The sequence below is a fragment of the Fluviispira multicolorata genome, from assembly GCF_009208585.1.
Taxonomy (GTDB): domain Bacteria; phylum Bdellovibrionota_B; class Oligoflexia; order Silvanigrellales; family Silvanigrellaceae; genus Silvanigrella; species Silvanigrella multicolorata.
Genome location: NZ_WFLN01000005.1, coordinates 602,937 through 625,502, shown reverse-complemented (window position 1 = coordinate 625,502; position 22,566 = coordinate 602,937). Strand labels below are relative to the sequence as shown.

Genomic DNA, 22,566 nt, shown 5'->3' with positions numbered 1-22,566 from the left:
TAGAATTTGCAAAGAAATTGGCGAAGGATGAAAATAATACCGCTTAAAAATACGGCATTTAAATTTGAGTATTAAATGCCTTGATTTTTTTTCTCACTCTCAATTGAGTGAAGAGTTTCGTGAATAAGTTTTTCAGCTTTATTTTTATCAAGTTTAAATTTATTAGCAAGCATAACAGAAATATAACTTATAATTGCAATACAGACAAAATCATAACCATTTGGAATAAATTTTAAGGAACCATTTCCATATGTCCCTAGAAATGAGATGAGATTAAATGCAATAAGATAAAACCCAAGCCAAATCGAAGATTTGAGATCGATCGAAATACTCTTTTTATTAAAATGCTTCATTCCTGCAAGCACAATAATTCCAATGCCAATGACTATGTCTAGCTTCCAGATAATGTGCCAACCGCACCAGAAAAACAGCATATTGCTTATATAAAAAGCAAGCATTGAAATGATTTTATATGAAAAGATTTTAAAAGGTCTAGGTAGATTTGGAAAATCCTTACGCATAATAAATAAAGTCACAGGAATAACAGCATTACACAAACAAATTGCCGCCGCATAAAATGCAGCCATTTCCTGCCAATCATCAAAACAGACAAATATAACAAGAGATAATATGAAAGTAACAACTAAACCTGGTAAAGGAACACTGTTTTTAGACAGAATTTGAAAGAAGTGAGGCATTAATTTACTTTTGCTCATACTGTAAGAAGAGCGTGCAGAGGCAGCCATAAAGATCACCCCACTGCCAAATGGAGAAATAAGTGCGTCAGAATATAAAATAATTCCAAACCAAGCCAAACCAATGATAATTGCCAATCCTGCAAAAGGTCCTTCTTCACCCGCAAAACTCAACATGCTCCAACCTTGTGATAAATTTTCAGGTGGCACAGCCAAAATAAATGCAAATTGTAAAAAACAGTAAATAAACATGCAAATGACCATAGAACCCACAATCGCAATCGGAATACTGCGTTGCGGATTTTTAGTTTCTCCTGCAAGAGCAACTCCGGGCTGAAATCCATTGTAGGCTAAAATAATTCCTCCCACAGATAGAGATGCAAAGAGACCTTGCATTCCACTCGGAGCAAAACCATGCGATGTCAAATTTTCAAAGTGGTGCGCTTTATATAGAAATAAAACAATAAGGAGGCATGGAACTAATAATTTCCAAATTGTAATATAAAAACTTGTCTTAGACATAATACGAGCACTTGTTATATTAATTAACAATAAAATACCTGTTAGAAAAAAAGCTACAATATAACCATAGGGAGTGAGTTGATCTGAGGTTCCTACTTTTTGCATAAGTGAAGGAACAAATGTTGCACCATATTGAATAACAGCTAAAACTTCTATTGGAACAATAACAATAAATGCCAACCATGAAACCCAACCTAAAATAAATGATATTGTTGTTCCATGTGTAAAAAGAGGAAACGCACTGAGCCCACCTGAGACGGGAAACATTGTCGATAATTCTGCAAAACACATCGCAACAATTATAATTGCAACAGCTCCTATAAACCATGCTAAAATAGCAGCTGGGCCAGCCATTTTTGCCGTGTATAGAGATCCAAAAAGCCAACCAGAGCCTATTGTTGCACTGACCGAAGCAAATAGGATGCCCCAAGTAGAAATTCCACGCTTTAATTCCATTAACGAACTTCTCCTATAGTAAAATGGATTTAGACAATATCGTATTTGTTCTTGTTTGAGAATAAAAATTTTTATTTTTTAGTTATACTTATAAAATGATTAAAAATTATAAATTTGGCTGGCAATACGAATTGAATAAAAAAGCGTGAAAAACTTTCTGGCAAATATAAATTATTTACCAGAGAAGTTTTTTACATAGGCCACTTCATTTCGCCTTTAATAACTTTAGCACTCATTTCAAGTTCTGTTTTACCACCTGAACTAGGGTAAAGCTTTTGCATACGAGCAATTAATGTTTTAGCATCCTTAGCTTTTTTTGCTTCAACTTCAAAGGCCTTTAAATAATTACGAGTGTATTTTAAGGATTCTAAATTTTGTGGTGCATTTGCAAGAAAATGGCCGGGAACAATTCTTTTTGGATTTAATTTTTCCATAACATCCATTGTTTCAAACCAATGTTTACGAGATTCTTCTGACTGATTATCAGCAACCCATAGATGCATCTTTCCATAAACAATGACTCCACCCAACGCAGCTTTAATGGAAGGTATCCAAAGAAAAGTATCACTCGGACTTGCACCATCTAATCCGATAACTTCAATTTTTTCTCCTTCTAAAGTAAAGGAGTTGCCTTCTAAAACTGTAGGAAGGATCACTTCTTTAGGTGCATTTTCTTTTAAAATTGGTGCCCAATATTTTAATTTTCCGTCCATAGATTCTTTAATATCATTTACTGTATGCTTGGTTGCAAGAACTTTTGCTTTGGGAAAAGCTTTAGTAATGGTATCAAGCCCAAAATAAAAATCAGGATCTTTATGAGTAATAAAAATGGTTGTTAAATTTTTTCCTGTGGCACGAATTTTCTTTACCAATGCCTCAGCATCATTACGTTGGAATTGAGCATCGATTAAAACAACATCTTTCTTTCCAATAATAAGTTCAGACGACACTGGAAAAATACTTTTTGTTCCAGGATTATAGACCTCTAACTTAAACGGCTCAGCTACAGCAGCCACGGAAATAGCACTTAGAGCAATCGCTATAAAACCAAACACTCTTCGACCGATGTTCATTGGATGTCTCCTATGGGTTATTACAAACTTGACTTGATAAAATCACAAAACAACTGTTTAAGTCCTGCAAAAACAAATTCGCTCGTTACTTTATACCACTGGTAAAATCCTAAAATCAATATTGGCAAAACAAATAAATTGAAAAGTAACAGATTATAGTTTAATATATAAAATAACTTATAATCTGTAAAAAGTTTTTTTTATATATAAATGGAGTGTCAAAATTGAAATATCTAATGTCTCTTTTTTTAATTTTTACTTTTTTTATTTCAAATGCACATGCTATAGATAAAGTTATTAAAATTGGATATTTTGAATCATACCCATATGTATTTAAGAATAAAGACGGAAAAGCGGATGGTTTAATAGTTAATTCTATACTAAAAAAAATAAATGATAATGGCAATTATAATTTAGAATTTATTTATTTTCCATTGGCACGCGGATTTCACGAATTACATAATGGAAAAATAGATATTTTATCGATAACCACCGATAATCTCTTTTTAGAAATACCTGTTTTGCATCATTCTATACCTATCTGCCAGATTCCAGAGTATATTTTTGTCACAAAAAACTCAAACATTAAAGATTATAAAAATTCACATCTTTTTAAAAATAAAGTTATAGGTATTAGAACGGGTGTCACTTTACCAAAATATTTTGAACAAAAGAAAAATAATATAACTCTTTCAGAAACTTCAGGAGAAGCTCCCATTAATAAACTCTTACAAAAGCTAATTAACAAACGAGTTGATCTACTCTACTTAAGTAACCCCAAAGCAGGTATCTTAGAAGCTAAAAAAAATGGTTGGTTAAATCAGCTTCGGATTATTAAAATTGGAGACTTTAAAACATCCATTTATATAGGTTTTTCAAAAAATCTGGAGCCGAACGTAAAAGATACAATAAATAATATCATTATAAAGGATCAAGATAAACTTAAAATAAGTTGCGATATATTTGAAAATTGATTTTTTTTATTAAAGAAAAAATAATCCACTTAAATAAAGATAGGTCTAAAACTATCTGGAGAAGCAAGCTTTACAGCCGATTCAAAAGAAGCTGGTAAATTCTTTTCAAGCAGCGATCCTTCAGGAATGTATTCAAATATTTCACCATAATTTTTAGAATCCGTTTCACTCACTCTACGCATGACATGCCAAGGTCTTAACTCTTGCGGGCTATCAAGACCCATTGCTTCGATTATTTCAAGTAAACTTTTCATTGTTTCATGATGAAAATTTGTAACTCTTTTTTTCTTATCTGTCACATCAAGTCCGACCATTAGAGATTTATTTTGAGTTGCCACGCCGGTTGGGCAATGATTAGAATTGCATTTGAGTGCCTGAATACACCCCAATGCGAGCATCATCCCACGAGCAGAATAAACCGCATCTGCACCGAGTGACATAAGTTTTATCATTTCAAAAGCAGTTGTTACTTTTCCTGAAGACATAACTCGTATTTTATTTCTAAGACCAAAGCCAACTAAAGAATTATGGACAAACATAAGAGCATCAATACCCGGTGTGCCAACCGTATTAGTGAATTCAAGTGGCGCAGCACCCGTCCCCCCTTCAGCTCCATCAATTGAAATATAATCAGGCATCATTCCAGTGATTATCATCGCTTTACAAATAGCAATAAATTCCCATTTATTGCCAAGACATAATTTTATTCCAACAGGCTTTCCACCCGAAATTTTTCTTAATTTTGCTATAAAGTAACAGAGCTCAGAGGGTGTTCTAAATGCGCTGTGTGCAGGGGGAGATAAAACATCTTTCCCCATTAAAACTCCTCGAATTTCAGCAATTTCTTTTGTTACTTTTTGAGCTGGTAATATACCACCATGACCAGGTTTTGCGCCTTGAGATAATTTAATTTCAATCATTTTTACCTGGGGGGTATGTGCGGCTTTTTTTATAAATTCCAGATCATTAAAAGTACCATCTTTATTGCGACAACCAAAATAACCTGTCCCAATCTGCCAAATAATGTCTCCTCCATTTTCAAGATGATGAGGTGTTAAACCTCCCTCACCCGTATTATGAGCAAACTTTCCCGCTTTTGCACCCGCATTTAGGGCTAAAATAGCATTGCGACTTAAGGATCCATAGCTCATAGCAGAAATATTTAATAAACTTGCATTATAAGGTTGTAAACAATCTTTTCCACCGATCAATACACGCAATTTTTCTGGGCTGACATGGGTTGGACTTAACGAATGATTAACCCACTCATAGCCAACCTGATAGACATTTTTTTTAGTGCCAAATGGAACTGTATCTCGTGCCCCTTTCGCTCTTTGATAAACAACTGAACGCTGTTCACGATTAAAAGGCATTCCTTCTATATCAGATTCGATGAAATACTGCTGCATTTCAGGTCTGATTTCCTCCATTAAATATCTTGCACGGGCAAGGACTGGGAAGTTTCGCCTTAAAGTCTGTGAGGGTTGAATCATATCAATGATTCCCATGACAATGAGTGGAATGATAACAATGAGTGAAAGCAAAAACCAAGGAAACACAAAAATAGATATAATATTTAATAATATTAGAATAATAGATACCATTACAAATTGATTTCGCATTCTCTCCCCGAATTTTAAACAAAGTATTTAACCCTTTTAAGCACTCTCAATTCTCACTCTATTATAGCTGAAAATTGTCAAGTTATAAAAACAAGCGACAAAAAACTTTCTTATTTTATAAATTATTTTTTAAATTTAATTTATAAAAAAATATATTTTTTTATATACTTACATGGCATTTATAAAAATCAAACAATTAATATTTTTAAACATATGATTTTGAATTATTACAAAACACTTTAATACCTTCATAATATAAGTTAAAAATTTCTAACTTGCAACTAACCTAAAAAAACAATACATGTTCCATTGTCAGAGGAGAGCAACATGAAACAGGATTTCATCTTAGAGTTTAAAAATATTACTAAAAATTATGGTAAAATAAATATAATAAAAAATCTTAATTTAAATATCTCTCACAACGAAGTTATTGGTTTGTTAGGAGTAAATGGAGCAGGAAAAACGACCACAATAAAAATGATGCTCGGACAAGAAATACCTACAACCGGTAAAATAAAACTCTTTGGGAAAAATCCAACCAACCCCGAATCCCGCATTCATATTGGCTCCACTCCTCAAAATATAGAATTCCCTGAAGGTCTTAAAACCCTTGAAATTATCCAATTTGTCCAGGCTCATTACCCAAATCCGCTGCCCATTCAAGAAATGGTTGAAAAATTTGGTTTAACAAATTTTCTAGAATTAAAAGCCTCCAAACTCTCTGGAGGACAAAAAAGAAGACTTGCATTAGCACTTGCCTTTATTGGCAACCCTAAAATTGTTTTTTTAGACGAACCCACCACAGGTCTTGACGTCGAAGCACGAAAAATACTTTGGGAAGTTATTAAAGATTACAAGAATAAAGGGAAAACAATTTTTTTAACAACCCACTATTTAGAAGAGATTGAACAAATTGCAACTCGTATTCTCTTTTTACAAAAAGGTGAAATTATTGCAGATGAAAGTGTTGAAGGGCTACAAAAACTTGCAAATTCTACGCAATCAAAGGTGAGTTTTGATTGTGGAACAGAGTGCTCGTTTGAAGGGTTTCAGACTATAGATTCAGTTATTAATAAAAATAGAAATTATACGTTAATTACAAAAAATTCTGATGCTCTTATTTATGAACTTGTAAAACACAACATTCCATTTTCAAATTTGCAAATTAAGAAAGAAAATCTTGAGTCTGCATTTTTAAATCTGTCTAAAGGAGAGTAAATTTTGAGACTTGGTTTAGAGTATTTTAAAATTTATTTTTTAAGCACAATTCGTAATATTCCTGCCCTCTTTTTTACTCTTATTTTTCCACCACTGATGCTTTTACTCTTTGCACATCAATGGGAAGAAAAAAATGCTTTTGGCGCACTCATCGTTTTTTTTAATTATTCTGTCCAAACAGTCGCTCTCATGTTACTTGGTATGGGTGTCACACAAGAAAAAAACTCTGAATGGGCTAAATACTTACGTTCGCTTCCTGTCGGATTAAAACCAATGTTAATCGGAAGAATGCTTCACACTCTTTCACTTTCTTTTATTAATTTATTTTCTGTGTCGCTCGTTGCTCTTTTTATTCTACATATAAACGTAAATTTTGAGCAAATTATTTCTTTTGCTACAATTGCTCTTTTGGGTGCAATACCAATGGCTTTATTAGGAATGGCAATTGGATATGCAGCTAACCCTGAGTCGTCACGTAGTATATTTACACTTTTAAATCTGTTACTTTTCTTTGGTTCTTTTAGTTTGCCTGCAACAGGTATCTTCGGGACGGTTCGAAATTTTATCCCCACTTATCAGTGGACTGTTCTTTCTTATTCTTTTGTAGATAAAAGTATTTCGATTTTAAATCCACTCATTTGTCTTGCGGCTTATTCATTCTTTTTTCTGTTTTTATTTCAAAAAATGTACAGAAAAACGCAAAAGGTATAAAAAAACTCCCAAATGGGAGTTTTTTTTAATTAACAATTTGTGCAACCCGAGCATTTACAACTGACCAATTTATATTCTTAAAAAAGGTGTCGATATATCCACCGCGATTCGCTTTAAAGTCTAAAAAGAATGCATGTTCCCATGTATCCATAACAAGAACCGGAGTGTGATTTAATGGGAAACCAATATGGTGTTCCATAATTTGCACATTTCTTAATTTTCCTGTTGTTGTTTCAACACAAGTAACAACCCACCCTGGGACCGCTAAACCAGTTGCTTTGACCTCTGCTTTCCATGCATCCATGCTGCCAAAGCTTTCTTTTACAAGTTTTTCAAACTTTGTAGAGGGAGATTCGCTCGCCAACATATTATCAAAATACATTTCGTGTAGATAAGTTCCATTATAGGGAACGCAGTGACGACGTTTGAGTTCTGAATACTCACCAAAGCTGTAGTTTGTTAAGCCTTTGTCAACCTTCTCAAGCTTTTCTTCTATTTCATTTAATTTTTTAACATACCCTTCATAAAGGCCAAAATGTGCCTCAAGTTGTGGATCGCTGATTCCTTCTAATTTACCTAGAAGATGCTTAAAATTACGGATTTCTTTAGCCATACGAATTTCTCCTTAAACAAATAAAAAACTCGTTCTATTTTATCATCAAAATAGTTGAGTAGCAAACATATGAGCCAAAAACCTTAAATAATATAATATATAGAAAGTTAAAAATAAAATCAGCGTAATTTTTTTCTAAAAAGATAATTTTATAATATATCTAAATAGCTAGGCTGATTTTTTTTCTTCTAAATTTATTTTTTTCTGTTTTTTTATAAGCATAATAAAAAAAAGTGAAGTAGAGAAAAGAAAAGCTAAAATAAAAAATCCAGAATTAAATGCTTCAATTGTAGATTGCAGATTCACTCGAACTTGAAGCAATTGTAATGCAGCTTGCTTAGCGTCTGAAACTTTTCCCACTAGAATGGCTTCCATCATCTTCAATTGATTTTCTGCAACTTCATTGCCAATATTGACTTTAGCTTTTAATAAAAAATCAAATTCTTTAATATGATTTACGAGGAGCGAGCTCATCCAGGCAATGCCTATAGATCCACCAAGCTCTCTGGTTAAATTAAAAAGCCCCACAGCATTGCCAAGTTCTTTTGTTGGAATCCTTGAAATTGCAATGACAGATAAAGGAATAAATAAACAAGCAAGACCAATAGAACGAATAAATAAGATAGTTATTAAATCAAACTCACTGCTTGCTTGATTTAAATTGGAATTCAACCATAAACTAAAGGTAACTAAAATAATCCCAAATACAATTAGATAACGATTATCTATAAATTTAACTACTTTCCCAATAAGAGGCATTACAATAATTTGAATGAATGTTCCTTTTAAAAATAGCAGACCAATATTTAAAGGTGAATATTGCATCACATTTGCACAGTAAAGTGAAAATAAAAAGGAGACTCCAAATAGAACGGTGCCAAGCAAAAAATTTATTAAAGTACAAAATAAATAATTCCACTCAGTAAAAACACGAAAATTGATCATAGGTTTTTTAGATTCAAGCTGTTGAAAAATGAGGGTAACGAGGCAGGCCAAACTCAGCACACTAAAAAAAATAATGGCATTGCTGGCAAACCAATCATCACGATTTCCTTCTTCAAGGATAAATTGCAAGCTGGCAAGACCAACTGCCAATAAGGCAAATCCATAGCGATCCAGTGTTTCTTTACTGGGTATAAAATTCTCAATTTTAATACTTGATGCAGACATGATTAAAGCAAGAATTCCAATAGGAAGATTGATAAGAAAAATAAGATGCCAACTGGAATAATCAATTAAATATCCCCCGATTGTTGGTCCTAATAAAGGGCCTGTAATAGCACCTAAGCCAATAAATGCCTGCGCCATACCTTGTTCTTCGCGGGGATATCTTGAAATAAGAATTGTACTGGCCGTAGGAATAATAGCACCTCCTCCAGCTCCTTGCAAAATACGAAAAATAACCAATGATAAAAGATTCCATGAAAGTGCACATAAAACACTTGCAATAATAAATAAGGTAATTGAAAATAAAAAATAATTTTTTAGACCAAAACGATTTTGAAAATAACCTGTCATTGGAATAACAACAACATTTGCCATCATGTAGCCCGTAGATATCCAGGCAACTTGATCCATTTGTGCACCAAAACTTGCACGAATATCATTTAATGCAACATTAACTATGCTAATATCAAGGACAGCCATCAAAGAAGCCATCATTGCTGAAATGGTTATTAAAAGTTTTGATCCTTGAACAACCGAACTTGATTCTGTTTGAAATGAAGCCATAATTATTCCAAAAAAGAATTTAAAATCAACGAGTGTGAACGGTCACAACCGTGCTCATACCAGGTCTTAAGACAGCATCAGAGGGGCGAGAGGTTATTTCAATTTGCACAGGAAATCTCTGAGTTACTTTAACAAAATTTCCTGAAGAATTGTCAGGAGGCAACAAAGCAAAAGTCGCTCCAGATGCACCTGAAAGTCCTTTCACAACTCCTGTAAATGTTTTTGAAGGATAACTATCAACTTTAATTTTAACTTTTTGTCCTGCACGCATATTTTTTAATTGATTTTCTTTAAAATTGGCAACCACCCAAGTGTCTGTTAAAGAAACAATAGAAAGTAACGGAGAAGAAATTTGAACAATTTTTCCATTTTCAACTGTTTTATTCGATACAGTTCCAGAAAAAGGAGCTTTGACTAAAGTATAACTTAACTTTAATTCAGCTTGATTTAAGGCGGCCTCAGCTCTTTTCACCTTTGCTTGTGCTAAATTAACCGCAGCTGCAAAAGATTTAACCTGATTTTCTAAAGCTTCAGCTTGCAACATTTGTCCTTTTGCTTGTTGCAAGCCTCCACTTGACTGAGTTCTTGATGCCTGCATACTGGCCACTTGTGCTTGTGCAGAATGAAGAGCAGCACGTGCCTGCTCGTATTGATTTTGCTGATTATCCAATTCTGCTTGTGACACTGCTCCTTGAATTTTTAAACTTAGAAACCGTTCAAGATTTTTTTTGGCTAAAGATTCGGCACTGATCGCAGAATCTAAATTTGCCTTAGCCTGTTTAACAGCTTCCGCACTCGTTACAATTCCAGAGTTAGCTTGGGTGAGTCCCCCTCGAGCTTGGGCTAAATTTGCAAAATAATTTTTATCTGTGCGTGACAATTCAGCTTCAGCTTGTTCAAAAGATGCTTTGGCTGCATCTAAGTCCGCCATAGCAAGAGCAACTTCCACCTTTTGTTGAGCACTGTCGAGTTCAACCAAAGGATCTCCTTCATTTACATTTTGATTATCTGAAACAAAAATTTTAACAACTTTTCCTGATATCTGTGGTGAAATAGTGACGATATGTCCTTCTATTTGCGATGCATCTGTGCTTTCTTTCCCAAAAGAAAATATCCAGAAAATGACAAAAATTACAAAAGAAGCACTTAAAATACCAATAAAGATTTTAGAAGATTTCTTTTTCTTAAAATCTCGCAATTTATTCCGCAGCATTTTATTTTTCCTTATAAATGAACATTCACTTATTAAGGTTAGTATCTGATATTTTTGCTTTTGGAAAGAGGGTTGGATCTATTTTTAAAATGTCTCCAACTAATACGGGTTTCTCTTTGTCTTCATAGCGTATAAAAGCGATGCAAGAATCAATTTCACCATTCACTTCAGGTAAATAACGGATAATATGAAAAGTAGAATGATTCGGCCCGACGAGACGCATTCCTACCTGCAATCCAAAAGCGCGTCCTCGATTTAAATAGACCCAACCACGATATCTTCGAATAATCTTAAACTCTTCTGCCCTTATATCATGCAATAATGGAACTACTTTCGTTAAAATGTCATCTGCAATTTTTTGCGGATTAATATAATTCTCTATTTTATCAGAAAATAAATCTTCGTGTTTTTCCGCAAAAACTCCAGAATTCAGTTGTGCTTTATAATTTACCTTAGGCCAAGTTTCCTTTTCTTGCAACAGATTTGCACTAAAATTTATAATAATATCTCGATGAGCTCTTGCTGGATACTCCAACTGTTTATCACTTTTTAATTCTTTTACATCAATTTCTTTGCAAACAATTCTTGATAAATTTGTTAGATTTTGTATACCATTTGCTGCAAGTTTTTCTCCAACAAATGTTTCTAAAATATTTTGCAAGCGATATTCCGAACGAAAATTAAAAAAGGTATCAACCCGCAAAGGAGATTTATCTATAAAAGTGCGATTTGAAATTTTTAATAAATCTTCTGTAGAGTTTTCCATAGAAATAGGAATGAATGATTTATTAATAATTTTCCAAACAGAGCCCATTTGCACACAATCAGAATGTCGAATAAGAGATGCCGTTTCTAAGTATTCATCATTCTGTTTTTTACCATTGGGAAATGAAAAGTATGTTGCTAAATAAGCATTGTAACTTTTATTCCATAAAAAAATTCGAGTTCCTCGATAGGCTCCTTTTACAATCGAAGTCTGTTGTTGATTTTTTGCAATTCCCAATTGTTGTAAAAGTTGTTCTTGGTATGCCTTTGCCCGTGCCAAAGTTGCGGCTGCAGTCTCTGGATTTTCTGAAATCATCACTGTGGGGGGAAGAATTATAAAAGCCAATTCCATTCCCTTCAATTTATTAAATATATAAATACCAATAATTATCGGAATTATTTTTTACAAAATGATGTCAAATTAAACTTAATTTATTGATTATTATAGATATAAAATAACTCAATAAGTCAATTTTTTGACAAATTTATATGTAGAAAAAATAATCGAGTCAAAATATAATTTTTTTTTTACAATCAAAGGAGTTTATATGAAAAAAATTATTTCATGCTTTGCTGCTTCTCTATTGTTTTCCGTTGCAAATTTTGCATTTGCGGAACAAACTTCAAATCTTCTACCAAATGAATTATCTAATGATTCATATTCATTACCGACAGTGTTATCAACTGCTGTAATTGAAAATAAAGTTAATCCATCTTCATCTGGCAACAGTATAACTTTAATTAATCATTCAAACCGTATTGCATGTGTCACAGTTGTTGATGCAAATCCACTTAAGTCAAAAGGTTGGTACATTCTTGCAAATGGAGCTACAGGAACCTATCATAGTCTTTCATATTTTCGCGCTGAAGAATGTGGTACAGCAGGAGGAGTTTACTGGAATCCTGGTTGGGATATGCAGTATTTTTGTTTGAATTACAATACAGCATTTAACATTTACACGCCTGGAAATTCTGCAATGTGCACAAATTTGGGTGGTCAAATGAAACCATATTATCGTTTACCAGGAGATGTCACTTTAACTCTTCTTTACTGAAAAAAATATCAAGAATAAATCTATTTGCAAATAATTAAAAAATATTTTAAATATTGACTAACAGCCCCATATAAAATAATTAATCAATGTTCCTTCACCTCTATTTCCCTATGGACGTAGGGATGAACCGTTTCGATCTCTTCCTAAAACAGAAAGAGATCTATTCCCCTATGGACGTAGGGATGAACCGTTTCGAAATCAAATTGATCCAAGTAACACTCTTCCCTACATTTGTAGGGATTTAATTTTTTTAATAAAATATTAAAAAAAATTATTAAATAATAAACGCAAAATATTTTAAGTTTCGAAATCAAATTGGCTTGCATTGGCTTATTTCTTATAGTTTTGAAGTCAAATTATCTTGCACTGGCTTGTATTAACTTGTATTAATAAAAAAAAATCCTTATAGTTATTTCAGACCATTACAAGCTTCGGTTCTATTTTTAAATAAAGCATCTCAAACCTTCGGAGTTAAATCTCTGATAAAAGGAGAACATATGTAAAGACAAAAACAGGTATGCTCTACTTTTACGCTTCTAACATTTATATATTTCTTTTTATATCCTCATTTAAAATAAAAAAGGGTTCATATGAAAAATATTATTATTATAGAACTTCGTTTGCAAAACATCAAGATTTCTATCTCAGTTAAAGAAGAAGTTTCAAAAAATCAGAATGTCCCTATCCTACCCCACCGCTCAATTAAATTAAAAGAATTATTTTCAGAATTTATTAAAAAAGAAAATATAACCAAAACAGTCAGCTTCTTTGACTTACAGAAAAAGATAAATCCAATTTACATTGGCTATTTAATTCAATTCTTAATATTAATAATTAAATATTTTTTAGGAAATTAAAATTTAATTCTTTTAACTTTTCATCCTTTTACAACAGCCTTTTTAGTTCTTTTAACTTCCTTAAAATCACCTTCTGTCAATCCAATTGGTAAAGATAAATTTAAAGTCTGTGGATAAATTGTGGAATAAATAAAATGCAACCCAGTTATATAACTATTACCTGCTTTCCCACGCCCAATACTTGGTAATAAAGGATTGAGATCAGTGGTTGCACTGTTCCATAAAAGAGAAGGAACGTTCGACAAACGGCGTATTTCTTGTGCCTCTTCAGCATATTGGCTGTGAATGCCAAGACAGCGAGTCGCCCCTAAACTGTCAAGAATAGAAATAACATCTTCTTTACCATCCACAGGAACAAGACAAACATCAGGCCCAAAAAAAGCATTTGAAGCATAAATACTCTTTAAAATTTTTTCTGGTCTCATAAGATGCACACCGGGGGAAACAAAATAACCATCGCCTCCATTATCGATAGGCTTACCCCAACGAAGAGTTTCATCGGACTCACGCGCTGCAATTCCTTGAAAGCGTAAATAACGTTCCCAAGCATTCACACTGCAAAGAGGTTCCATAACATGTTTATCAGCACGTGCTAAATCTTCTCTAACACCAATTGGCATATTTTTAATTGAGGTCACAAATTGATCTTGGAACTCACTAAAAATTTTTTTCTCCACAAAAACAAGGCTCGTGGATTCCAATCTTTGTCCTGCATCGAGACAAGCCCCATATATTATTTTTTCAATTGCCTTTTCCATGTTTGCGGAGGCAGAAACGTATGCTGCGTTTTTCCCTCCTCCACAAAGAACTAATCGCGCATTTTGTTGTCCTTGAGTGTCTCTGCGAATTTGCTCAAGACTTTCTTCACCCCCTGTGTATAAAATAGTGTCAAATTGATGACTCAATACCAAGCGACGAAAGACTTCAAAGTCACCATAAATAATTTGCACCGTCCCCTCTGGAAATGAAGCCTGATGAAATCCACTGGCCAACAAAGAGCCTGAAAGAAGGCAGTGGGAGGATGGTCTCAAACAGACGGCATTCCCACTGGCAAGAGCAGGTAAAACACCACAGAGAAGGGAATAAACAGGCAAAGCAATATTAGAAGAGATAAGCACCAAACCTAGTGGAGAGTATTTCCACTCCCAGCCATCATCATCTTTTTTTAAAGAAAGTATTTGCTTACAAAATTCAGGAAGGGCTTTAAATAATTTTTCACATAATTTCCATTCTTCTTCGACGGAAACACGTGAACGAGCAAGCTCAAGCATCATGTTACTTTTTATTTCTTCAGAATTTTCCTTCAAATATCCAATAAATTTATTTATGTAATTTAATCTTTCTTCTGAAGAAACCAAATTAAATTTCTTTTGCGCCGTTTTCATTCCTTGAATAACAGGTTCAACAAGATCTTTTCCCCAGCCTGCTGCTGCTAAAATATCTGATGGATTTGCAGGATTATATATTGAAAAAATTCTTTCAGGTTTATTTAATGATGAAAAGCGTCCATTAATATAAGGAGGTATAAGACTCAAGTTCGTTGCCATGAAAATCTCCTCAGAATAAAATTTATTTGATCTATTCTGAGGATAGAGTTTTTAACACCTTAAGGTCAAGTGAAGAAGATATATTCTGTTTTATATGAGCGAGGGCAAACCACTCATTTTTTTCTGGCAATGCAAAGTGCTTTAAAAGTGATTTAACTTTATAATCATCTTCATTGCAATCTATTACAAAAGTATGCCCAGTGATTTTATGATGTGTGATCGAATGTTTAAATGTTTTTTCTAAACAAGTTGTCTTTAGATTTAATTTATTCGCGACAGCCAAAATTTTTTCTTTAGAGTATCCTTCCTTAGAACATAAAAGTGGAAAACCTTTAGTCTTAGCTAAAAATCCTTGATTTCTCAAAATAATTGAATATTCTAATTTCTTATTACGTCTTAATAAAAGTGCAAATATATTTTCCGTTTGAAAATCTTTTCGCGGTTTATTAGGGGGACATAACGAAACAATATTATTTTTAAATGAGTAACAATATTTTTGTATAGGACATTCTTGACAGATAGGATTTTGTTTTTTACAAACCGTAGCTCCAAGATCCATCATTGCTTGGTTAAAACAACCTGGATAATTTTTTGGAATACACTCATTAACGTAACAAGAAATTTTCTCTTGTCCAATTTTTTCCCAAACGTCTTTGTTCATTCCAAGAATTCGACTTACAACACGAACCACATTTCCATCAACACATGCAACGGGCTCATTAAAACAGATACTCGAAATTATCGATGCAGTATAAGGACCACAACCTGGTACCTTCAACCATTCATCTTTACAAGATGGAAATTTATTATCAAAATTTTGTAAAATGTATTGTGCACCATTTCTTAAATTGCGTGCTCGGGCATAATAACCAAGACCTACCCATAATTTTCTAAGTTTTTCATCAGAACAATTAGCTAGAGAATGGAGATCAGGAAGTTCATTTATAAATTCTTTAAAGCGCGGCAAAACAACAGCTAAAGTTGTTTGCTGACTCATAACTTCACAAATCCATGTGTGATAAACATTTATTTGTTCACGCCACGGAAAAGATCGTTTATTTAATTGATACCACGCTATGAGATCTTTTGAAAATTGACTCATAATAAAAAATAAGCACAAAATAGAAATAATTTATTTTGTGCTTAAATTATAATGCTCCCTGTTCGTTCATTGTGTCATTAATGACTGGAGTTTTTTCAGAAGTTTTTCTTGGACGACCGCGTCTCATTGATTGTTTTAATTTATCAAGTTTGCTTGGACGACCGCGTTTTTTTGGAGTCTTAACGACTGCCTTCTTTGGACGACCACGTTTCTTAGTAGAAGATTTCGCTGGACGACCGCGTTTCTTTGCTGTGCTACCAGCTGGACGACCACGTTTAGCAGTTTTTTTCTTTGCAGTGGTTTTACGAGTCGTTTTTTTTGCACCCGTTTTTTTCGTCGTTTTTTTGGTGGTTTTTTTCTTTGCAGTGGTTTTCTTAACTGGTTTCTTTCCAGCTACTTTCTTTTTCTTTGCAACTGGTTTCTTTCCAGCTCTTTTTGTTGTTTTTCTTGCTGCAGTTTTTTTCGCACCCGTTTTCTTACGCTTTGTTTCAGCCATGAAACACTCTCCTTTCAAAAAAAGAATTACAAACCGTTTTCACAATCACGGTTCAAAGATAATTTAACTCATGCCAAAAAAAAATGGTAGTGGCAATACCATTTTTTATAAATTTTTATTAAGAAATTATTTTTCCTTGTCAGACAAGGATAACTTTTTAACAGCAGGTAGCATCGTCAAAGACACAACATATGTTTATGTCATTTTCAAAGAAGGAAGAAAAACATGAGACAAAATTTTGAAAGAAAAAATAAAAAACTAACACTTGGGTTTGTCTATGATCTACCAGCGAAACTTGAAAATTCAAGTGAAATGATTTTTCCAGATGATGCAAATGGAGAATGGGAAACACAAAATACAATCGATAAAATCATTCAGACTTGGGAATCAATTGGTTTTTCTGTAATTCTTTTTCCCATGGATAATTCATTTCTAAAGAATTGGAGTGAGAAGAGTTCTCAATGTTCACTTATTCATTCTGTTGTCGAAGGTTGGGGATCACTTGCACGCGAAGGATGGATTCCATCTCTTTGTGAAATATCTGGTATTCCATTTATTGGATCAGATCCATTTACTCAATCTATTTGTATGAGCAAATCGCAAATCAAATTAACATGCCAATATCTCAATATTCCCACGAGTCCTTTTTACATAATCAAAAAACTAAAAGACCTTAAGAAAATTCCACGTGAATTTTTTAACGAAACACATTTTATCAAACCGGACGGTGAAGGTTCAGGTATGGGAATTAATGCATCTTATTCAATTTCAAATTCAAAATCACACACAGAAAAATTAACTTACTCTTTATTGGAAAAATACCCACATGGAGTTTTAATCGAAAAATATCTTAAAGGTGCAGAATACACATCTGCAATTATTGGTACGCCAATTCAAAATCTTCCCATTGCACAAATAGAAGTTAATGATGGAATTTATGGTCTTACAAACAAATCAAAAGATTTTATGGAAGAAAAAGTAACTTTTCCTAAACTCACAAAAAAAATAGAAAGTATTATTAAAAAAGGAACGGAAGATCTTTTTCAATTTCTTGAAATAAAAGATTTTGTTCGCATGGATTGGCGCTGTGATGAAAAAGGTGAAGTGTATTTTTTAGAAGCAAATACTTTACCAGGTATTTCTTACTACTATAGTGTTCTACCAATGATGGCTGAAAAAATAGGAGTAAATTATGAACAACTCTTTCAAATCCTCGCAGAATCGGCTTTAAAACGCTCATATGATAGGAATTTATGGTATGGGAAAACCAGAATTAAAAATAAAAACCTATAACATTCCGCTATAGGTTTTTATTTTTAACCGCTTTTAGATTTAACTAAAAAATTATAATTTTCCAGTCGCAACAAGACGAGTCAATTGGACCATACGATTGCTAAAGCCAGCTTCATTATCATACCATGAAAGAACTTTAACCATATTCTCACCAATAACAGTAGTATATTCTGCATCAATAGTTGAACTATTGGTACATCCATTATAATCACAACTGACGAGAGGTTCTTCAGAATAACCTAAAATGCCTTTTAATGAACCTTCTGCGGCCGATTTAAGTGCAGAATTGATATCTTTAGCAGTGACAGATTTTTCGAGTTCAAAAGTAACATCCACAAGAGAAACATTTGGTGTTGGCACACGAACAGCAAATCCATTTAATTTCCCAGCAAGAGATGGAATTACTTCTGAAATTGCTTTAGCAGCACCAGTTGTTGTTGGAATCATACTTAATGCAGCTGCACGTGCACGACGTAAATCTTTGTGTGGAAGATCGAGAATATTCTGATCGTTTGTGTAGGAGTGAATTGTTGTCATAAGACCTTTTTTTACGACAAATTTTTCATGAATAACCTTAGTTAAGGGTGCTAGACAATTTGTAGTGCAAGAACCATTGCTGATGATATTGTGTTTTGCAATATCATATTCTTCATCATTCACACCAATCACAATTGTTTTATCAATTGACTTACCAGGAGCGCTTAGAATTACTTTTTTTGCTCCACCCTTTAAATGGGCACTTGCTTTTTCGCCATCAGTAAAGAGTCCAGTGCACTCAAGTACGATATCTACGCCATTTGCAGCCCATGGAATTTCTGCAGGATTGCGAATTGCAGAAATTTTAATTTCTTTTCCATCAAGAACAAGTGAGCTTTCTTTTGTTTCAACAACTTGTTCAGCCTTGCCATGAATAGAATCGTATTTATAAAGATGAGCTAAAGTCTTTGCATCAGTCAAATCATTAATAAGACAAACTTCAATATCACGTTCATTTTTTAATGCTCTAAGGACGCAACGACCAATACGACCAAAGCCATTGATACCAACCTTAATTGTCATAAGATACCCTCCAAAATATGAAAAAAGACTTAAAGATAGTCTTTCTATAACAGAACGAAAGCATAGAAATGACTGTCGCTCATAAAACTCTTATACATATATCTGAAAAAAGAACAGAATCTGCAAGCATCAATTATGAGAATCGTTGCTTGTACTATCGAGGAGATATAAAAATTCTTCGGCATTTTTACAATCAGAGAAATTTCTTCCAACAATATTACGACCATTAACTTTTAATGGTTCATCCATAATGATTTCTAAATTAGAAAAAATGCATTCTTTGAATTTACAGTTTTCAAAATCAATGCCTTGAAGATCACAGGTATCAATTTCACAATCTTGAAAATCGACCGTATGAAAATTCAAACGGGAAAGACGACTGCCAGTGATAGTCGTTTCTGTAAAATCAGATTTAACCACAAGATTTTCTGTGAAATCAGACTCTTTGATGCAAACATCTGAGATAGATGTACGCGAAAATTTATTATTTTCTAAACGTGCCTCTTGCATTGTTACGTTACTTAGGCGTGCCAAGCTAAATTGTGATGTACAAAAATCAGTTCGAATAATTGCTAACTCAGAAAACTGTACAGCTGTGAATTTATTATTCTTTACTTCAGAGTTTTCAGAAATATTGACTCCAAACCATTGCGAGCCAACAACAAGATTATTTTTAATAAGGCAATCCGTACCAGAATGAAAAGCTCTAAAGACAGAAAGCTTTGATTCAAGCCCAGAAATATTTGGAGAAAAACCAATTGGTTGTAAATTATGTGCTATATTTTCTTGTATTTTTTCTATTTGAGGCATATTTTCAGAAATTTGACTTACTAAATTACTTGATATTTTTATTAATTCCTCAATATTTACGGTTTTTTTTAATTTTTCAAAAGCACTTTTCAAACCCTCTTGAGATTCTTCTTTTGCATTTTGAAATTCTTCAGAAAATCCTTTTTTTTGTTTTTTTAATACATAATTTTTTTCAATTAACGATTTTGCTTTCTCAACATTCATGTTTCCATTCGCAACGGAATCCAGAATAGAATTTAAATCCAACATATATTTACTGTCCTTTATCTAATTTTCTTATAAGCAGGTAACTTAACATTGCCACTAATACATTCATAGACCATGCCGCAATAAAAGGGTTGAGCGCACCTTTCACAGCAAAGCTACGCAGTGCCATATTTCCAAACCAATATATTAGAGCCGCAATGAGACAAATAACGATTCCAATATATGTTTCTTCTTGCCGTTCTTTTTTTAATGCAAAAGGCAGAGTTAAAAAAACAAACAGCAAATTTGCAAAAGGAGTGCTGATCTTCATATAGAGATCTACTACTCTATCAGATATATTTGTTCCTGCAATCTCTGCTTCGTCTATCAAACGTCTCAAATCCCAAAAACTTAATTGACTTGACTCACTTTCCCTTTTTAATATTTTTGGAGGAGCAAAATCAATATTCGTCACATAGAGAGGTTTTATTTCTGTAATTGTTATTTTATTTAAAGTTTCAAATTGTCTAACAAGTGCAGAACGTAAAACCCATTTACCAATATTGTCATCAAAATAACTCGACTTCGCATGAACGATTTGTTTTAAGCTTTTAGAATTCTCTTCTTTAAAGTATTCAATATTAACAAGTTCCTGTTTATTTTCATCATATTTGTGAAAATGCAAAATTGTATTTGGAGCCTTTAACCATTGACTTTCTGTAAATACATTATTTGGTTTCTTTTTTTCAATCTCTACATTTCGGACTCTCAAATACTGAGTGGAACTATTTGGAATTATAATTTCACTCAAAGTAAATTGAATTGCAGTAAATAATATACCCACACTTATAAGTGGGAGAGAAATTTTAAGCATTGACATTCCTGCTGCCCTTAAAGCTGCTATTTCACCGTGCTTTGCTAAAATCCAATTTGTTATAATTCCCGCCACAAGAACTGAAAAAGGGAGAAATTGAACTGCAATTGAAGGAAATTGCCAAAAATAATAAAAGAAAATAGTTCTATTTGAAGGTTTGTATTTATTAAAATAATGCTGGCTGTCTTCCATATAAGTTAAAATAAAATAAAGACTCAATGAAAATAATAAAACACCCAAAGCTGTTTTTAAAAACTGAGTGATAAAGTAGAGCCATATCCTCATAGTTTAATCCTTTTTTGTGAAAAATTTAATTTTAATTAAGTCATCTCTCACAAAAGCGATGAAACCCGTTGAGGGGGGATGGCGCAATCGCCATCGTAATAAGAAAAGAATAATAAACATCAAGACGCATGGAGTCACAAATAATATAGAAAATGGACTGATAATAAAACTCAGTGCCAACTGCTGACAAACTGATAGTGAAGCATATAATGAAAAAATAACAAGGCCAATTGCAAAATAAACACCATACTGTTTCCGTCTTGGATCTTGAATTCCTAAACAAACACCTATTATTGGCAAAAATAAAGTTGAAAGAGGAATGGATATTTGTTTTAAGATAAAAAGATATTTTTCAATGATCGTCCGATCATTTTTCCAGTCCGGACTTTTTGCTTTTTGTTGGTTTAAATATTTAAGGAATTCTGCAGGATAAAATTGATCTGCACCGCCCGAAACAGTTGCATCTGTTTTAAACTTACTTTTAAATGTATTAACTAAAGAAATATCCATATCTTTAAATTCAGTAATAATTAAATCAGACGGTTTTGGAAAAAGATTAAATGCGCTGTTCGCAGGTAAAACTTTTGCTTGAAAATAAGTATTTGGAAATTCTTTTGTCAAATTTAATAAGGTCTGTTTACTTTCTCTTTCTGAATACGCAGTCCCATTATGTAAAGAAAAAACATAATCAGGCAATCCATTATTAAGCGTTTTCTTTAATCCACCGGTTTCAGAGACGACAATAGAAAAAAAGTTTTCATTTGGAGGCTTAATACCCATAAAAACATCTTTAAATTCACTTTTATCAGTTGAAACATTTTGGAAATAAAGTGACAAATTTACCTTTTCTGAGGAAGGAACATCATATATAAATGATTTCTCACGTATTGTATTTGCTAATACAGCTTCGACAACTCCCCTTGTTTGAATCCATTTAAATTTATTAAACTGTTGAGTTGAGTATGGTTCAAAATAAAGTGCGCTGAATAAAGAAATAAGCATTACAACAATTCCTAGAACTGTTGGCATAGCAGCAAATCGAAAAATACTGACACCGCTTGCCATCCAAGCTTCAAGCTCTCTATCTGCAGCCATTCGGATTGTAACGATAGCAGAGGCAAGTAAAAGAGATATTGGTACAGTTAATTTAAGTACATTTGGGAAAATATAAAGTAACAACATTAAAAAAGTTGTTACACTGTCGGGGGCTGAAAATAGTAAATCAGCATAACGCGGCAGCTTAGCCATAATCATTATTGAGCTGAGACTTGCCGTAACGACAAAGGTCAATGATATTATTTCAGTTGCCATCAAACGATCGAGTTTTTGTAAAACGGCCATTCTGGCTCCAAATCAAACAATGTGCAAAATCTGCACTGAGTCAAGTTCATTCCCATATGTTATGAAAT

General features: G+C 33.0%; 20 protein-coding genes. 6 read left to right on the top strand and 14 right to left on the bottom strand.

Translation table 11 applies throughout. The features are described from left to right. Positions 1 to 71: 71 nt before the first annotated feature. Together GCL57_RS06255 and GCL57_RS06250 are read right to left on the bottom strand one after the other, a co-directional pair. Complete coding sequence (locus GCL57_RS06255) at positions 72 to 1,673, bottom strand: APC family permease (RefSeq protein ID WP_152212486.1); 1,602 nt, start codon at positions 1,671 to 1,673, stop codon at positions 72 to 74. 191 nt (positions 1,674 to 1,864) lie between these two features. Then, positions 1,865 to 2,746 (bottom strand): MBL fold metallo-hydrolase, encoded by an 882-nt coding sequence (locus tag GCL57_RS06250; RefSeq protein WP_152212485.1) that lies wholly within the window; start codon positions 2,744 to 2,746, stop codon positions 1,865 to 1,867. A gap of 224 nt (positions 2,747 to 2,970) precedes the next feature. Between GCL57_RS06250 and GCL57_RS06245 the strand changes: the two genes are divergently transcribed. Beyond that, entirely contained in the window at positions 2,971 to 3,720 is a 750-nt protein-coding gene (locus GCL57_RS06245) for a substrate-binding periplasmic protein (RefSeq protein WP_152212484.1), read from the top strand. Between the two features lie 29 nt (positions 3,721 to 3,749). Here GCL57_RS06245 and GCL57_RS06240 read toward each other — a convergent pair whose 3' ends face one another. Continuing rightward, the gene (locus tag GCL57_RS06240) at positions 3,750 to 5,342 is read right to left on the bottom strand and encodes an FMN-binding glutamate synthase family protein (protein ID WP_152212483.1); all 1,593 of its coding nucleotides are present in this window, start codon (positions 5,340 to 5,342) and stop codon (positions 3,750 to 3,752) included. A gap of 327 nt (positions 5,343 to 5,669) precedes the next feature. Here GCL57_RS06240 and GCL57_RS06235 point away from each other — a divergent pair, with 327 nt between their 5' ends. After that, a complete protein-coding gene (locus tag GCL57_RS06235; protein ID WP_152212482.1) occupies positions 5,670 to 6,560 on the top strand; it encodes an ABC transporter ATP-binding protein in 891 nt (296 codons plus the stop codon). A gap of 3 nt (positions 6,561 to 6,563) precedes the next feature. After that, complete coding sequence (locus GCL57_RS06230; protein ID WP_152212481.1) at positions 6,564 to 7,271, top strand: ABC-2 transporter permease; 708 nt, start codon at positions 6,564 to 6,566, stop codon at positions 7,269 to 7,271. Positions 7,272 to 7,296: 25 nt separating this feature from the next. Here the strand turns inward: GCL57_RS06230 and GCL57_RS06225 are convergent, their stop codons facing one another. The 4 genes from GCL57_RS06225 to GCL57_RS06210 form a co-directional block, all read right to left on the bottom strand. After that, positions 7,297 to 7,884, bottom strand: a complete 588-nt coding sequence (locus GCL57_RS06225; RefSeq protein WP_152212480.1) for a superoxide dismutase — start codon at positions 7,882 to 7,884, stop codon at positions 7,297 to 7,299. 168 nt (positions 7,885 to 8,052) lie between these two features. Continuing rightward, entirely contained in the window at positions 8,053 to 9,615 is a 1,563-nt protein-coding gene (locus GCL57_RS06220; RefSeq protein ID WP_152212479.1) for a DHA2 family efflux MFS transporter permease subunit, read from the bottom strand. Positions 9,616 to 9,640: 25 nt separating this feature from the next. Beyond that, on the bottom strand, positions 9,641 to 10,828 hold the full coding sequence (locus GCL57_RS06215) for an HlyD family secretion protein (RefSeq protein ID WP_152212478.1): 1,188 nt from the start codon (positions 10,826 to 10,828) through the stop codon (positions 9,641 to 9,643). A 25-nt stretch (positions 10,829 to 10,853) separates the two neighbouring features. Continuing rightward, positions 10,854 to 11,939 carry a hypothetical protein gene (locus GCL57_RS06210; protein ID WP_152212477.1) on the bottom strand — a complete coding sequence of 362 codons (1,086 nt, stop codon included), beginning with the start codon at positions 11,937 to 11,939 and terminating at the stop codon, positions 10,854 to 10,856. Between the two features lie 202 nt (positions 11,940 to 12,141). Here GCL57_RS06210 and GCL57_RS06205 point away from each other — a divergent pair, with 202 nt between their 5' ends. Next, positions 12,142 to 12,648, top strand: a complete 507-nt coding sequence (locus tag GCL57_RS06205; protein WP_152212476.1) for a hypothetical protein — start codon at positions 12,142 to 12,144, stop codon at positions 12,646 to 12,648. Between the two features lie 590 nt (positions 12,649 to 13,238). After that, on the top strand, positions 13,239 to 13,505 hold the full coding sequence (locus GCL57_RS06200; protein WP_152212475.1) for a hypothetical protein: 267 nt from the start codon (positions 13,239 to 13,241) through the stop codon (positions 13,503 to 13,505). Positions 13,506 to 13,525: 20 nt separating this feature from the next. Here the strand turns inward: GCL57_RS06200 and GCL57_RS06195 are convergent, their stop codons facing one another. From GCL57_RS06195 to GCL57_RS06185, 3 genes are read right to left on the bottom strand one after another with little or no spacing between them, the layout of a single operon-like run. Beyond that, positions 13,526 to 15,052, bottom strand: coding sequence for an aldehyde dehydrogenase family protein (locus GCL57_RS06195; RefSeq protein WP_152212474.1), 1,527 nt, complete (start codon positions 15,050 to 15,052; stop codon positions 13,526 to 13,528). Between the two features lie 31 nt (positions 15,053 to 15,083). Continuing rightward, positions 15,084 to 16,154 carry an A/G-specific adenine glycosylase gene (locus tag GCL57_RS06190; RefSeq protein ID WP_152212473.1) on the bottom strand — a complete coding sequence of 357 codons (1,071 nt, stop codon included), beginning with the start codon at positions 16,152 to 16,154 and terminating at the stop codon, positions 15,084 to 15,086. Positions 16,155 to 16,200: 46 nt separating this feature from the next. Beyond that, positions 16,201 to 16,650 carry a histidine biosynthesis protein HisIE gene (locus tag GCL57_RS06185; RefSeq protein ID WP_152212472.1) on the bottom strand — a complete coding sequence of 150 codons (450 nt, stop codon included), beginning with the start codon at positions 16,648 to 16,650 and terminating at the stop codon, positions 16,201 to 16,203. A 225-nt stretch (positions 16,651 to 16,875) separates the two neighbouring features. Between GCL57_RS06185 and GCL57_RS06180 the strand changes: the two genes are divergently transcribed. Next, the gene (locus tag GCL57_RS06180; protein WP_152212471.1) at positions 16,876 to 17,943 is read left to right on the top strand and encodes a D-alanine--D-alanine ligase family protein; all 1,068 of its coding nucleotides are present in this window, start codon (positions 16,876 to 16,878) and stop codon (positions 17,941 to 17,943) included. Positions 17,944 to 17,994: 51 nt separating this feature from the next. Here the strand turns inward: GCL57_RS06180 and gap are convergent, their stop codons facing one another. The 4 genes from gap to GCL57_RS06160 form a co-directional block, all read right to left on the bottom strand. Beyond that, positions 17,995 to 19,002 carry a type I glyceraldehyde-3-phosphate dehydrogenase gene (gene gap, locus GCL57_RS06175; protein WP_152212470.1) on the bottom strand — a complete coding sequence of 336 codons (1,008 nt, stop codon included), beginning with the start codon at positions 19,000 to 19,002 and terminating at the stop codon, positions 17,995 to 17,997. A 129-nt stretch (positions 19,003 to 19,131) separates the two neighbouring features. Continuing rightward, positions 19,132 to 20,061 carry a pentapeptide repeat-containing protein gene (locus GCL57_RS06170; protein WP_152212469.1) on the bottom strand — a complete coding sequence of 310 codons (930 nt, stop codon included), beginning with the start codon at positions 20,059 to 20,061 and terminating at the stop codon, positions 19,132 to 19,134. A 4-nt stretch (positions 20,062 to 20,065) separates the two neighbouring features. Further along, on the bottom strand, positions 20,066 to 21,157 hold the full coding sequence (locus GCL57_RS06165; RefSeq protein WP_152212468.1) for an LptF/LptG family permease: 1,092 nt from the start codon (positions 21,155 to 21,157) through the stop codon (positions 20,066 to 20,068). Positions 21,158 to 21,160: 3 nt separating this feature from the next. Next, positions 21,161 to 22,498 carry an LptF/LptG family permease gene (locus GCL57_RS06160; RefSeq protein WP_152212467.1) on the bottom strand — a complete coding sequence of 446 codons (1,338 nt, stop codon included), beginning with the start codon at positions 22,496 to 22,498 and terminating at the stop codon, positions 21,161 to 21,163. Positions 22,499 to 22,566 lie beyond the last annotated feature (68 nt).

What these genes read in the sequence shown, in the direction of transcription:
- GCL57_RS06255 (WP_152212486.1), bottom strand. Translation starts at nt 1,673, where the DNA reads ATGGAATTAAAGCGTGGAATTTCTACTTGGGGCATCCTATTTGCTTCG.
- GCL57_RS06250 (WP_152212485.1), bottom strand. Translation starts at nt 2,746, where the DNA reads ATGAACATCGGTCGAAGAGTGTTTGGTTTTATAGCGATTGCTCTAAGT.
- GCL57_RS06240 (WP_152212483.1), bottom strand. Translation starts at nt 5,342, where the DNA reads ATGCGAAATCAATTTGTAATGGTATCTATTATTCTAATATTATTAAAT.
- GCL57_RS06235 (WP_152212482.1), top strand. Translation starts at nt 5,670, where the DNA reads ATGAAACAGGATTTCATCTTAGAGTTTAAAAATATTACTAAAAATTAT.
- GCL57_RS06225 (WP_152212480.1), bottom strand. Translation starts at nt 7,884, where the DNA reads ATGGCTAAAGAAATCCGTAATTTTAAGCATCTTCTAGGTAAATTAGAA.
- GCL57_RS06220 (WP_152212479.1), bottom strand. Translation starts at nt 9,615, where the DNA reads ATGGCTTCATTTCAAACAGAATCAAGTTCGGTTGTTCAAGGATCAAAA.
- GCL57_RS06215 (WP_152212478.1), bottom strand. Translation starts at nt 10,828, where the DNA reads ATGCTGCGGAATAAATTGCGAGATTTTAAGAAAAAGAAATCTTCTAAA.
- GCL57_RS06205 (WP_152212476.1), top strand. Translation starts at nt 12,142, where the DNA reads ATGAAAAAAATTATTTCATGCTTTGCTGCTTCTCTATTGTTTTCCGTT.
- GCL57_RS06200 (WP_152212475.1), top strand. Translation starts at nt 13,239, where the DNA reads ATGAAAAATATTATTATTATAGAACTTCGTTTGCAAAACATCAAGATT.
- GCL57_RS06195 (WP_152212474.1), bottom strand. Translation starts at nt 15,052, where the DNA reads ATGGCAACGAACTTGAGTCTTATACCTCCTTATATTAATGGACGCTTT.
- GCL57_RS06190 (WP_152212473.1), bottom strand. Translation starts at nt 16,154, where the DNA reads ATGAGTCAATTTTCAAAAGATCTCATAGCGTGGTATCAATTAAATAAA.
- GCL57_RS06185 (WP_152212472.1), bottom strand. Translation starts at nt 16,650, where the DNA reads ATGGCTGAAACAAAGCGTAAGAAAACGGGTGCGAAAAAAACTGCAGCA.
- GCL57_RS06180 (WP_152212471.1), top strand. Translation starts at nt 16,876, where the DNA reads ATGAGACAAAATTTTGAAAGAAAAAATAAAAAACTAACACTTGGGTTT.
- gap (WP_152212470.1), bottom strand. Translation starts at nt 19,002, where the DNA reads ATGACAATTAAGGTTGGTATCAATGGCTTTGGTCGTATTGGTCGTTGC.
- GCL57_RS06170 (WP_152212469.1), bottom strand. Translation starts at nt 20,061, where the DNA reads ATGTTGGATTTAAATTCTATTCTGGATTCCGTTGCGAATGGAAACATG.
- GCL57_RS06165 (WP_152212468.1), bottom strand. Translation starts at nt 21,157, where the DNA reads ATGAGGATATGGCTCTACTTTATCACTCAGTTTTTAAAAACAGCTTTG.
- GCL57_RS06160 (WP_152212467.1), bottom strand. Translation starts at nt 22,498, where the DNA reads ATGGCCGTTTTACAAAAACTCGATCGTTTGATGGCAACTGAAATAATA.